This is a genomic window from Staphylococcus sp. acrmy, from assembly GCF_022690565.1.
Lineage (GTDB): Bacteria > Bacillota > Bacilli > Staphylococcales > Staphylococcaceae > Staphylococcus > Staphylococcus caledonicus.
Window position 1 is genome coordinate 348218 of record NZ_JALCVE010000002.1, and the last position, 12806, is coordinate 361023.

At 32.1% G+C, this 12806-nt stretch carries 12 protein-coding genes and 1 pseudogene; 6 read left to right on the forward strand and 7 right to left on the reverse strand.

Features of this window, described 5'->3' with window-relative positions:
• The first annotated feature begins 50 nt into the window (after positions 1–50).
• The 4 genes from FH144_RS03410 (at position 51) to FH144_RS03425 (ending at position 3965) form a co-directional block, all read left to right on the forward strand.
• Positions 51–1253 (forward strand): argininosuccinate synthase, encoded by a 1203-nt coding sequence (locus FH144_RS03410; RefSeq protein ID WP_107507447.1) that lies wholly within the window; start codon positions 51–53, stop codon positions 1251–1253.
• Positions 1246–2628 (forward strand): argininosuccinate lyase, encoded by a 1383-nt coding sequence (argH, locus tag FH144_RS03415; RefSeq protein ID WP_242313650.1) that lies wholly within the window; start codon positions 1246–1248, stop codon positions 2626–2628. The genes FH144_RS03410 and argH overlap by 8 nt, the downstream gene beginning before the upstream one ends.
• Positions 2629–2723: 95 nt before the next feature.
• Complete coding sequence (locus tag FH144_RS03420; RefSeq protein ID WP_242313652.1) at positions 2724–3008, forward strand: MFS transporter; 285 nt, start codon at positions 2724–2726, stop codon at positions 3006–3008.
• 18 nt (positions 3009–3026) lie between these two features.
• The gene (locus tag FH144_RS03425; RefSeq protein ID WP_277953117.1) at positions 3027–3965 is read left to right on the forward strand and encodes an MFS transporter; all 939 of its coding nucleotides are present in this window, start codon (positions 3027–3029) and stop codon (positions 3963–3965) included.
• A 90-nt stretch (positions 3966–4055) separates the two neighbouring features.
• On the opposite strand, the gene FH144_RS03430 is transcribed toward FH144_RS03425, so the two are convergent.
• From FH144_RS03430 to FH144_RS03455, 6 genes and pseudogenes are all read right to left on the reverse strand, one after another.
• On the reverse strand, positions 4056–5270 hold the full coding sequence (locus FH144_RS03430; RefSeq protein WP_242313656.1) for an ATP-grasp domain-containing protein: 1215 nt from the start codon (positions 5268–5270) through the stop codon (positions 4056–4058).
• Complete coding sequence (locus FH144_RS03435) at positions 5267–5452, reverse strand: hypothetical protein (RefSeq protein WP_242313658.1); 186 nt, start codon at positions 5450–5452, stop codon at positions 5267–5269. The genes FH144_RS03430 and FH144_RS03435 overlap by 4 nt, the downstream gene beginning before the upstream one ends.
• Before the next feature lie 5 nt (positions 5453–5457).
• Positions 5458–6513 (reverse strand): ATP-grasp domain-containing protein, encoded by a 1056-nt coding sequence (locus FH144_RS03440; RefSeq protein WP_242313660.1) that lies wholly within the window; start codon positions 6511–6513, stop codon positions 5458–5460.
• A gap of 235 nt (positions 6514–6748) precedes the next feature.
• On the reverse strand, positions 6749–7993 hold the full coding sequence (locus FH144_RS03445; protein ID WP_107507462.1) for a Glu/Leu/Phe/Val family dehydrogenase: 1245 nt from the start codon (positions 7991–7993) through the stop codon (positions 6749–6751).
• A gap of 108 nt (positions 7994–8101) precedes the next feature.
• Positions 8102–9291, reverse strand: a pseudogene (locus FH144_RS03450) (ornithine--oxo-acid transaminase).
• A gap of 221 nt (positions 9292–9512) precedes the next feature.
• The gene (locus FH144_RS03455) at positions 9513–10085 is read right to left on the reverse strand and encodes a TetR/AcrR family transcriptional regulator (RefSeq protein ID WP_107507441.1); all 573 of its coding nucleotides are present in this window, start codon (positions 10083–10085) and stop codon (positions 9513–9515) included.
• A 140-nt stretch (positions 10086–10225) separates the two neighbouring features.
• Between FH144_RS03455 and FH144_RS03460 the strand changes: the two genes are divergently transcribed.
• Entirely contained in the window at positions 10226–10951 is a 726-nt protein-coding gene (locus tag FH144_RS03460) for an ABC transporter ATP-binding protein (RefSeq protein WP_198611034.1), read from the forward strand.
• Positions 10951–12036, forward strand: a complete 1086-nt coding sequence (locus FH144_RS03465) for an ABC transporter permease (RefSeq protein ID WP_242313663.1) — start codon at positions 10951–10953, stop codon at positions 12034–12036. Before FH144_RS03460 ends, FH144_RS03465 begins: the two co-directional genes overlap by 1 nt.
• Before the next feature lie 334 nt (positions 12037–12370).
• Here the strand turns inward: FH144_RS03465 and FH144_RS03470 are convergent.
• Positions 12371–12806 (reverse strand): transposase (locus tag FH144_RS03470; protein ID WP_242313665.1); only part of this gene is annotated, 436 nt, incomplete at its 5' end.

Genomic DNA, 12806 nt, shown 5'->3' on the forward strand with positions numbered 1-12806 from the left:
TGTTAGTATGAATTTATAATAATTTTCAGAAAAAACAATGAGGTGACAATATGAAGGAGAAAATCGTATTAGCATATTCAGGTGGATTAGACACAAGTGTAGCCGTTAAATGGCTTATTGATAAAGGTTACGATGTCGTAGCTGTTTGTTTAGACGTAGGTGAAGGTAAAGACTTAGACGTCGTTCATTCAAAAGCATTAGATATGGGCGCAGTTGAATGTCATATCATCGATGCTACAAAAGAATTTAGTGATGATTATGTAAGTTACGCTATTAAAGGTAATTTAATGTATGAAAATAGCTACCCACTCGTTTCAGCATTATCACGTCCTCTTATCGCTAAAAAATTAGTCGAAATTGCTGAAAAAACGAATTCTATTGGTATTGCACACGGTTGTACTGGTAAAGGTAACGACCAAGTACGTTTCGAAGTGGCAATCAAAGCATTAAATCCTACACTTAAAGCATTTGCACCAGTAAGAGAATGGGGTTGGAGTCGTGAAGAAGAAATTGATTACGCACTTAAACACAATATTCCTGTAGGTATTAACCACGACTCTCCATATTCAATCGACCAAAACTTATGGGGCCGTGCTAACGAATGTGGTATCTTAGAAGATCCATATGCAGCGCCTCCTAAAGATGCATATGATTTAACTGCTGAATTAGAAGATACACCAGATACGCCAGATGAAATTATCCTTTCATTTAAAGAAGGTATACCAGTACAACTTAACAATAAAGATTATGACTTAGATCAATTAATCTTAACGTTAAACGAATTAGCTGGTAAACATGGTATTGGACGTATTGACCATGTTGAAAATCGTCTCGTAGGTATTAAATCTCGTGAAATCTATGAAACACCTGGTGCCGAAGTTATTCTAAAAGCGCATAAAGCTTTAGAAACATTAACACTAACTAAAGATATTGCGCACTTTAAACCAGTTATTGAAAAACAATTTGCCGAACAAACATATAATGGTTTATGGTTCTCACCCCTAACAGATAGCTTAAAACTATTTATTGATAGTACGCAAAAACACGTCGAAGGTGACGTAAGAGTTAAATTATTCAAAGGTAACGCTATTGTAAATGGTAGAAAATCTCCATATACGTTATATGATGAAAAATTAGCAACGTATACAAAAGAAGATGCATTTAATCAATCAGCTGCAGTAGGATTTATTGATATTTATGGTTTACCTACTCAAGTAAATGCACAATTACACGGAGGTTATAGTAATGAGTGATAAAGCATGGGGAGGTCGTTTTCAACAGCAACCTGAAGACTGGGTGGACGAATTCAACGCGTCCATCGAATTCGACCAAACGTTGTTAGATGAAGATATTCAAGGCAGTATTGCCCATGCCACAATGTTAGCGCACCAAGATATCATTACTAACGACGATAAAGATGCTATCATTGATGGCTTAAAAGCAATACAACAAGATTTTCATAATAATAAGTTAGAATTCAAAAAATCCCTTGAAGATATTCATTTAAATATTGAACATGAACTGATTCAACGTATCGGTGATGCAGGTGGTAAATTGCATACAGGTCGTAGTAGAAATGACCAAGTAGCGACTGATTTGCATTTATACGTAAAAAAAGAAGTTCAAGAAATTCAAACTTTAATACGTTCATTCCAAGCATCAATTTTGGAACTTGCGCAATCTCACGTTGATACAATTATGCCAGGTTATACACACCTTCAGCGTGCGCAACCTATTTCCTTTGCGCATCACATTATGACGTATTTCTGGATGCTTGAACGTGACTATTCTCGTTTTGAAGATAGTATGAAACGAATCAATATTTCACCTTTAGGTGCAGCAGCTCTTAGCGGTACAACGCACCCTATCGATCGTCATGAGACACAACAACTTCTAGAATTTGATTATATTTATGAAAATAGTTTAGATGCTGTGAGTGACCGTGATTATATTATCGAAACATTGCATAATATTTCACTTACAATGATACATTTATCACGTTTTGCAGAAGAAATTATCTTTTGGTCTACTGATGAAGCTAAATTCATCACTTTATCTGATGCGTTCTCTACAGGCTCATCGATTATGCCACAGAAAAAGAATCCAGATATGGCTGAATTGATTCGTGGTAAGGTCGGACGCACAACTGGTCATTTGATGAGCATGCTTATGACATTGAAGGGCTTACCACTCGCATATAATAAAGATTTACAAGAAGACAAAGAAGGTTTATTCGATTCTGTACGTACGGTTAAAGGTTCATTACGCATATTTGAAGGTATGTTAGATACATTGACTGTTAATACAAATCGTTTAAATGAAACGGTACATCAAGACTTTTCAAATGCGACTGAGTTGGCAGATTATTTAGTTGCTAAAAATGTCCCATTCAGAAAAGCACATGAAATCGTTGGTAAAATTGTCTTCGAATGTATTCAACAAGGTATTTATTTATTAGATGTACCACTTGAGCGTTATCAAGAATTAAACGAGCAAATTGATACAGATGTCTATGATTATTTAAAACCTGAAAATTGCCTGAATCGTAGAAAGAGCTACGGTTCCACTGGTCAGGATGCAGTACGACACCAACTAGAAGTAGCAGAACATATCTTACAAGATAAGTAACCTAAACCCCTATCATACTCTAGTAGTGTGCATAGGGTTTTTGTGTATTTATACATGATCATATATTAGTAAGGTTATGAATGGAGAGACAGCTTATGAAATTACAACCAAATGTTAAATTACGATTACTGATAATGTTTATGCAGAACACCTCAACTAATTCTGTACTTCCATTTATGGCTTTATTATTAACACATTATTTAGGTGGCAGAAAAGCAGGAGTTATACTTATAGTTGGTATAGCGATTAAATTAATTTCTTCCATACTAGGCGGTTATATTAGTGACACATTAAAAGTAAAAAAATATTCCCTGGCATTCATCACGTTTATAAGCGCACTAATGTATTTAGGTATGGGAATAACGTTACTATATATATAAAATAATAATACAATTATATTGTTAATTTTTATTATTTTATATCTCATTAATGAATTTATGTCAGCTATTTCAAAACCAATGTATAACGCGTTGGCCTTGGATAGTATAAGTGAAGAAACTAGAAAAAAGTATTCTAAAGTTAAATATTGGGTATCTAATAATTCGATGGCACTAGGCATGTTGATTGGCGGATTATTTTATAATTCTTATAAAACGGAGTTATTTATTCTAATATTTGTTAGTTTATTTATAAATGTAATTATTCTTTTGATTTTTATACAAGAAACTGAAAAACCAAAAGCAATATCTAATAAAAATTTTATTTCACAGATTTTCAACAGTTATAAAAGTGTGTATAAAAATAAACCTTTTATAATATTTTTGATATGTGGCATGATGATTTTGAGTGCAGAAGTTTCACTTCCCTCATATGTAGCTGTAAGGCTAAAAAGTGACTTTCGAATTATCCAATTAAATTCTTTTGAAATTGATGGTATTAGGATGTTTTCTTTATTATTGATATTGAACACTCTAACAATTGTCTTCTTAAGCTTTTTTATTTTGAATAGATTTAAAAATTTGTCTTCATCCGTCATTTTAAAAATTGGATTTATATTATTTGCAGTGGGATACACGGTGGTAATTAGTAATAATAACTTTTATATTTTGGTAGCTTTCATATTAATAGCTACTATAGGAGAAATACTCTTTACACCTACTTATGAAGCCGAAAAAATCAAATTAATACCTGTCGGAGAGCGTGGTTCATATTCTGGCCTTGATAGTCTATTAATAATTGGGGCAGAATTGTTGTCGAGACTATTTTTAATAATCGGCACATTAATTCCGCCCATTCTAATGTCACTATTAATTTGTATTATTGTATGTAGTGGTTTTTCTCTATTATTATTCACCTTATCTAGACATAAAACAAATAAAGGTATAACAGAAATCTAGCATTAAAGATTGCTATTGTCGTTTTATTTAACTATATCTAAAAATTAAAGGTTGAGACACTTATATTCAATGTCCCAACCTCTTTTACGCCTATTTATCCATGATTCTCTCCCATTTAACATTGGTTTCATACCATGCCACTACTTTATTTATTCTTGCAATTAATTCTTCTTCATTATTACCCTCGATTACCACTGATATAATATGATCTACACTTAATCTCGCATCGTCATACTTTTTTCCTATTTCGCCCATATTTTTTATAGAGACTACCCATTCTTCTTCTAATTGTTGTTTAATTCCTTGATAAATAGCTTTTCGGGGAGGTAATAATATAAAACCTGAATAACGAGTTATGTTAGATTTGACAATACTCTCAACATTATAATTTGCTTTTAAATATAAACTTGCTTTATTTAAATTTATACCTGTTGAATGTTCAATTGCTTTACCTATTTCTCCTCCACCGGTTCTACTTCCTATTTCACAAAGATAAATTTCATTAGTTTCTGTAACAAAAAATTCTGCATGAAATGATCCATTGAAAAAATTCGGCAATTGAGCGATAACATTTTTTACATTAATTTTTAATAAATCGTATAATGGGTTATCTTTATTAATCATATAAGTGGATGACGGACGGTTACTTTGAAATTCTAAACATCCCATATAATAATGTGAAACAAACGTAGCTATTACATTCCCGTTATGAATCAAGCCATCTACATGGTACATTTCACCATCGATAAATTCTTCTATTTCTAAATTTTGATAATCAGTTGTGTTTTTTAAAATACTTGCAATATCTTCTTGATTATAAGCTACTTGTACACCTATAGAACCAGAGCCATAGATTGGTTTTATAACTATTGGAAAACCATTATTATCAATGAACTTTTTTATATTTAGAGGGCTAATAGCTTTATCAAATTTTGGAATATTAACAGCAGTATTTTTAAGTAATTGCTTCATTAACACTTTATTTCTATAAGCTTCAGCACTAATTAATGACTGTCCATCTAATTTCAATATTTCTCTTAATTTAGCACTTCTAATAACGTCAAATTCTGATATGGAAAGAATATTTGTAATATTATATTTTTTACTTAACTCTATTGCTTTAGATTCTATGTCACAATTCTCTATATAGTTCTCGAATGATTCAATCAATAAATAATCGCTTTGTTTGTACGATTTTCTTTTTTCAGATGGGCAAAAAAGAATAATATTATTTTTCGAATTACTAAACCATTCATGGTAAGGTGTCTTCTTACTATCAGTACTAGATAAAATAAGAATAGTCATTCAATAACCACCTCTACTAAGTGGTTTATTTTCTCAATTTTTTCATTAATATCTTCATCAGATTTACCTTCAATTAAGATATTTATTAAGAAACAATTTGAGAAATGCTTAGGAGGCATAGTTATTTTATCACCATATTTCTTTAATGGAATAACATACCTTACACCTGGTATTTCTATCAAACTATCTAGCCCATCGACATTTTGAATATCCCATCTCTTTTAGCCATCAAACTGTAAAAACAAGCTTTCTTTTCGCCTTGTTCGAAATTTGGCCAGTCCTCAGAAATATCTTCTCCTGTAGACATTTTTAATATTCTTTTTATAAATGAATGTCCAGAAGACATCTTTATAAGATGTGAAGTTATAAAACCACCTCCTGGTCTAGCTGCACATTCAATTACTTTAAATCCTTTTTTCGTAACTCTGCCCTCTAAATGAAAAGCACAATTATTAATACCTAAGCTTTTTATAGCAAGTTTTGCTTTTTCCTTAATCTCTTCTTTTATTTCTTCATTTTTACTAGATGGAAAAATAGCTATGTATTCTAAAGAAAAAGTATTAGTTACATCTTTATCTGTAATTCCCACTATAAAAACTTTATTATTTTGAACTAGTCCTTCAACTGAAACTTCATTTCCTTCTAAATATTCCTCATATATATATTCATTAGGATAATAGCTATATACTTTATCTTTTGTTGGCGAAGTTGCATTTAGAAGTGTATTATAAGTTTCATTTATATTCTCACTATTTTCTATTTTAAATATTCCTTTACTTCCAGAAGCGCCTACTGGTTTTAATATCCCTGGCATCCCAATTTCTTTTACTAACTCATTTAAATTTTTCTCGTTATTAACTTTACCAAATTTTGGAGAGATTCCCTTTACTTTACTAAAAGCTAATCTCATATCGTATTTATTTCTAGCATTTTTAACAATTTGAGGATTTATACCTGGTAATTTAAGTTTTTCGGCAATAATAGATACTAATTCAACATCTTTATCTGACCAAGTACAAACACCATCAATTTTATTTTCTTTAGCATATGTTAAAACTTTCTCAAGCGTTTGATCAGTATTGTAAGTATCTGTATAAATAATCTCGTCTAAATAATTAGAAACTAAGTTTGGATTCTTATCAGTTACAAGTACTACTTTATATCCTAGTTCTTTCGCTTCTATCAAGGGTTGAATTCTTTCAACTTTGTGACTTCTTAAATTAATAAATAATATGGTTTTCATCTTAATCACCTCCAAAGTTACCGCTTATTATAATAGTTAGATTATACAAAATATTCAGTATTCAATCAAAGCAAATTAGCATTTCCTTACTATACGCCTAAATAGTTTACTTTTTCAAAATCAAAAAAGGATTGAGACACTATATAAAATGTCTCAATCCTTTTTACTGTGCGAGGTCGACAAAATCTTTTTAATTACATTAGATTTTTGTCGCTCTCCTACTACTAACTATATCTTATGCCCAACCACGGTAACGTGCTGCTTCAGCAGTACGTTTAATACCAACAATGTAGGCTGCTAATCTCATATCAATTTTTCTATTTTGTGCTAATTCGTAAATCGTATCAAACGCATCTACTAATTTTTCACGTAATTTTTCGTTTACTTCTTCTTCTGACCAATAATAACCTTGGTTATTTTGTACCCATTCGAAGTAAGAAACAGTTACGCCACCCGCACTTGCTAATACGTCTGGTACTAATAAAATGCCACGTTCAGTTAAAATACGTGTTGCAGCAGGTGTTGTTGGTCCATTAGCGGCTTCAACTACGATATCTGCTTTAATTTCATGTGCATTATCTTCAGTGATTTGGTTAGAAATCGCTGCTGGTACTAAGATATCACAATCTAATTCGAATAATTCTTTATTAGAAATTGTTTCATCAAATAAGTTTGTTACCGTACCGAAGCTATCACGACGATCTAATAAGTAATCGATATCTAAACCTTCTGGATCATGTAATGCGCCATATGCATCAGAAATACCAACTACTTTTGCACCCATATCGTATAAGAATTTAGCAAGGAAACTACCTGCGTTACCAAAGCCTTGGATAACTACACGAGAACCTTTAATTTCTTTACCTCTACGTTTAGCGGCTTGTTCAATTGCGATAACTACACCTAGCGCAGTTGAACGGTCACGTCCTTGTGAACCACCTAATACGATTGGCTTACCTGTAATAAAGCCTGGTGAGTTAAATTTATCTAATGCACTATATTCGTCCATCATCCAAGCCATAATTTGAGAGTTTGTAAATACATCTGGTGCTGGAATATCTTTAGTTGGCCCTACGAATTGAGAAATTGCACGCACGTAGCCACGTGATAAACGTTCTACTTCATGAATACTCATTTGACGTGGGTCACATACGATACCACCTTTACCACCACCGTATGGTAAGTTAACGATACCGCATTTTAAAGTCATCCACATAGATAATGCTTTAACTTCTTCTTCATCTACTTCTGGATGGAAACGAACCCCACCCTTAGTAGGACCTACTGCATCGTTATGTTGTGCACGATAGCCAGTAAATGTTTTAACTGTTCCGTCATCCATACGCACTGGGATGCGAACTTGTAAGAATCTTAATGGTTCTTTGATTAAATCATACATACCATCGTCAAATCCCAATTTGTGTAATGCTTCTTTAATAATACTTTGTGTAGAAGTCACTAAATTATTATTCTCAGTCATGATCACTTTCGCCTCTTTTTTAACAAATGATTTCGCTTTCATACATATTGTAACACATGTCTTTGCTTTTTAAAGGGTTTTCAAAATGAATGTTACAACTTTTTGAACTTATTCAAATACGCTTCTAATTCTGTCTAATGCATCGTCTAATTCTTCTTTAGAAATAACTAAAGGAGGTGCAAAACGAATCACTGTATCGTGTGTTTCTTTACATAATAAGCCTTTTTCTTTTAAAGCTTCACAGAATGGTCTTGCACTTTCATGTAATTCCACACCAATAAAGAGACCGCGACCACGAACTTCTTTAATTGCTGGGTGATTAATTTTTTGTAATTCAGATTTAAAGTATTCACCTAGTTCTTGTGAACGTCCTGGTAAATCTTCATCGATAATAACATCTAATGCAGCGATTGATACTGCGCATGCTAATGGGTTACCACCAAATGTTGAACCATGTGAGCCTGGTGTGAAGACATCTAACACTTCATTATCGGCTAAGACTACTGAAATTGGTAAAACGCCTCCGCCGAGTGCTTTTCCTAAAATATAAACATCTGGTTTAACATTATCCCAATCAGTTGCAAATAATTTACCTGAACGGCCTAAACCAGCTTGAATTTCATCGGCAATAAATAGTACATTATGTTCGTCACATAGCTCTCTAATAGTTTTTAAATAACCTTCTGGTGGAATATTGATGCCTGCTTCACCTTGAATAGGCTCTACTAAGATAGCTGCTGTGTTTTCATTAATAGCTTCTTTTAATTGATCTACATCTCCGAAGTCAACTTTACGGAAACCATCAAGTAATGGGCCATAGCCACGTTGATACTCCGCTTCAGATGATAATGACACGGGCGCCATTGTACGTCCATGGAAGTTACCATTTAAAGCAATAATTTCAGCTTTATTTGGTTCAAGACCTTTGACATCATATGCCCAACGACGTGCAGCTTTTAATGCAGTTTCTACCGCTTCAGCTCCCGTATTCATTGGTAATGCTTTGTCTTTACCTGCTAATTTACAGATTTTTTCATACCATTCACCTAAGTTATCACTGTGGAATGCCGTGATACTAATGTAACTTTATCCGCTTGATCTTTTAACGCTTGGATAATTTTAGGATGACGGTGACCTTGGTTTACTGCTGAATATGCTGATAACATATCCATATATTTATTACCTTCTGGATCAGTTACCCAAATACCTTCTGCTTCTGCTACCACGATTGGTAGAGGTACATAGTTACGTGCTCCATAATGGTTTGTTAATTCAATGATTTGTTCTGACTTAGTCATAATATCTCCCCTTTGCTTAAAATTATATTAAAACTAGTGGCCATACGTTATCGGCTTTCGATGACTTATATATCTAAATGAAAGCCCTTACAGATATAATGACACATTACGCTAATATTTTACAAGTGAAAATAATAAAAATTTTCCGATAATTAAAAGAGCTGAAAGTTCTCCGTTTGAAAGCTATTTAATTTTTTAATTAAAAAACCCGCCACTCTAACTTATTCCTTAATGAACACCGTCTTAATTATCTTATCGATAATTGTAGCTATTTCTTGAGAAGATTCTATTCTTCCCCGTTGTACCCAATCTTGAATTACGCTAAATATCGCATTACTGAGGAATATAAGCATAAAATATTTTTCTTTATTCGTAAGTAAATTCGTATCAAGAATTGGGATTAATTGTACTTCAATATTAGCTTGTAAGTTCTTTTTAATTGCATTATGGGTTATAAATGCACCTACATCTCCAAGTAATAATAGTAAAAGTTCTGCTTCTTCTTGCCAAAAATTTAATATTTTCTCAAAAAATTGTAGTCGTTTCTCTATATTTCCTTTAAGCATTACTTTTTTGCCGAGTCGCATTTTTTCTTTTTGATATTGATATAAGAAATCGTCTTTATCTTTATAATGTTTATAGAACGTCCCCCTACTAACCCCACTTGCAGCACAAATTTCTTTTACATTTATATCTGCATATGACTTTTCTTTTAAGAGATTAATCATCCCATTTTCAATTTTCTTATATGTATTATATATACGTTTATCTATCACAAATTCATACTCGTTCATCTTTACACCCCTTTATAATTTTATTAAACATTCATACGGTTTGTGTCAATTTTTATTAAGTTCGTTTAAATTCTTTTCGAAAAATGATTTATATTGAATATACAGTAATTGAACACACTGTCAAATAAGGAGGTTAAAACATGGTTAATGTTGTAGCTAATTTAACAGATGCTATAAAAACTTATGATAAACATACAGTACTAAACAAAATTAATCTTGAAATTTATGAAGGAGAACTTTTAGGGCTAATTGGTCCAAGTGGCTCTGGTAAAACAACTACGATTAAATGTCTATTAGGAATGGAAAAATTAAATTCTGGTAACACTCAAGTATTTGATCAAAACATGCCTAATCGTAAAGTTCTAAACCGCATTGGTTATATGGGACAAACAGATGCATTATATGAATCACTGACTGCTAAAGAGAACCTTTTATTTTTTGGAAAATTAGCTGGACTAAAAAAAGACCACTTAACACGTAGTATTGAATCATGTATTAAGGTGGTTAATTTAGAAAATGCACTAGATAAAAAAGTTGCTTCATTTTCAGGAGGGATGAAACGACGATTATCTTTAGCAATCACCTTGATTTCAAATCCTGATTTAATCATCTTAGATGAACCTACAGTTGGTATTGATCCAAAACTGCGTAAACAAGTCTGGGGACAATTGAAGTCACTTACAAATGAAGGCAAAAGCGTGATAGTAACGACACATGTTATGGACGAAGCGGAACGTTGCGACAGAGTCGGCCTTATTGTAAATGGTCAATTATTCACAATCGGTACTCCAAAGGAACTTAAACAAAAATTTAATGTAGACACAATAGAAGAAGTATTTATAAAAGTTGAGGAGGTTAAACATTAATGAAAGTCCTTGCTATTGTAAAACGTGTAATTACTGAATTATTACGTGATAAAAGAACGCTAGCACTTATGTTTCTCGCACCGCTCTTAGTCTTAACGCTCATGCATTTTATATTTAACGGAAATGAAGATAATGATTTAAAAATTGGTATCTCAGATTCAATTTCTTCAGATATTATCGAAAATATTAATCAAGATCATATTGTATTGTCACATTACAAGTCACACAATCATATTAAATCTAAAATAGAGCATAATGATTTGGATGCTTTTGTATACCAACAAGATCAAAAACTTTATGTTACTTATACAAATGAAGACCCTAGTAAATCTAGTGCGATAAAACAAATGCTTGCCCAAAGTATTCAAAAAAATAAAATGACTGATATTAAAAAAGTAATTGAAAAAATGCCTCAAGCAGCACAAAACAATAAGAATGAGACGCTCACTTTAGATAATCATTATTTATATGGAGATGCTGATAGTACTTACTTTGATAAAATGTTCCCTATATTAATGGGCTTTTTCGTATTCTTATTTGTATTCTTAGTATCAGGAATCGCTTTACTTAGAGAGCGGACAAGTGGCACACTAGAACGTTTGTTATCTACATCAATTAGACGTAGTGAAATTGTGTTTGGCTATTTAATTGGATATGTCTTATTCGCAATTATCCAAACACTTATTATCGTTCTATTTTCAATTTATTTATTAAACGTTAACTTAGCAGGTAGTCTATGGTATGTATTATTGATTAATATACTATTAGCAATTATTGCACTTGTGATGGGAATATTTATTTCTACATTTGCTAATTCAGAATTTCAAATGGTTCAATTTATACCTATTGTGGCCATCCCACAAGTCTTTTTCTCAGGTATATTCCCATTAGATAATATGGCTTCTTGGTTAAGTAATATTGGTTACCTCTTCCCAGTTCGTTATGCCGGAAATGCATTGACCAATATAACGATAAAAGGTCAAGGTTGGACTCATATATTCATCGATATACTCATCCTTTTAGTCTTTATTGTAGTATTTATAATATTAAATATTATTGGCTTAAAACGATATCGCAAAGTTTAAGTTAGTATCATAAAATCTATTAAGATGAGTTAAAGATTATGGGATTAATATAAAAGTTTTTATTGGTAGGGAAATTGAGTTGTTATTTATTAATTTTCGTTCTTAAGCAACCACGTTAATTTAGTTTAGTGATATTTATTAAATTATATGTATATAACGTAGTATTGTTGGCGAGACTCCTGAGGGAGTAGGATGAGCGTCGAGACCGCGGTTCGACCCATCCCCCTCCTACGATTAGTCAAGGCTTTATATTTATAATAAGCATTACTTAACTAAACCGTTCAATTTTAATTTTTTGAATAAGGTGTTACACTGTATTTGATTATACGGTTGGCTAATGTGGCGACATTTGATAATCGTATAATTTTTGATTCATTACTAAATAATGAATCGTTTTTAATAGTCGATTGATGCATGCGACTACGGCAGTCTTATGAGGCTTCTCATTGGGTTGCTTTCTTAATTTATAATAATAATCCACCACATAATTCTCATAATAGTGTTGTCCCCGAATAATGTTCATGACTACCCAGTAGAACAGTCGCCGTGCTTTTTTATTACCTCGCTTATTAATAGTATCCCTGTAATACGTTGCACCAGATTGGTAACGTTTAACGTCAATACCTACATAAGCGTTCATTTGTTTATGTGATTTGAACTTTGTCATATCACCTAATTCTCCAATTATCATATCTGCAGTTAACTCACCAATGCCTGGAATGGATTTAATCGCTTTGAAACAATCAAGTTGTTTAGCTAATTGAACCATG

Bases quoted from the DNA above. Each gene is read 5' to 3' on its own strand.
- FH144_RS03410 (WP_107507447.1), top strand. From the start codon at position 51: ATGAAGGAGAAAATCGTATTAGCATATTCAGGTGGATTAGACACAAGT.
- argH (WP_242313650.1), top strand. From the start codon at position 1,246: ATGAGTGATAAAGCATGGGGAGGTCGTTTTCAACAGCAACCTGAAGAC.
- FH144_RS03420 (WP_242313652.1), top strand. From the start codon at position 2,724: ATGAAATTACAACCAAATGTTAAATTACGATTACTGATAATGTTTATG.
- FH144_RS03430 (WP_242313656.1), bottom strand. From the start codon at position 5,270: ATGACTATTCTTATTTTATCTAGTACTGATAGTAAGAAGACACCTTAC.
- FH144_RS03440 (WP_242313660.1), bottom strand. From the start codon at position 6,513: ATGAAAACCATATTATTTATTAATTTAAGAAGTCACAAAGTTGAAAGA.
- FH144_RS03445 (WP_107507462.1), bottom strand. From the start codon at position 7,993: ATGACTGAGAATAATAATTTAGTGACTTCTACACAAAGTATTATTAAA.
- FH144_RS03455 (WP_107507441.1), bottom strand. From the start codon at position 10,085: ATGAACGAGTATGAATTTGTGATAGATAAACGTATATATAATACATAT.
- FH144_RS03460 (WP_198611034.1), top strand. From the start codon at position 10,226: ATGGTTAATGTTGTAGCTAATTTAACAGATGCTATAAAAACTTATGAT.
- FH144_RS03465 (WP_242313663.1), top strand. From the start codon at position 10,951: ATGAAAGTCCTTGCTATTGTAAAACGTGTAATTACTGAATTATTACGT.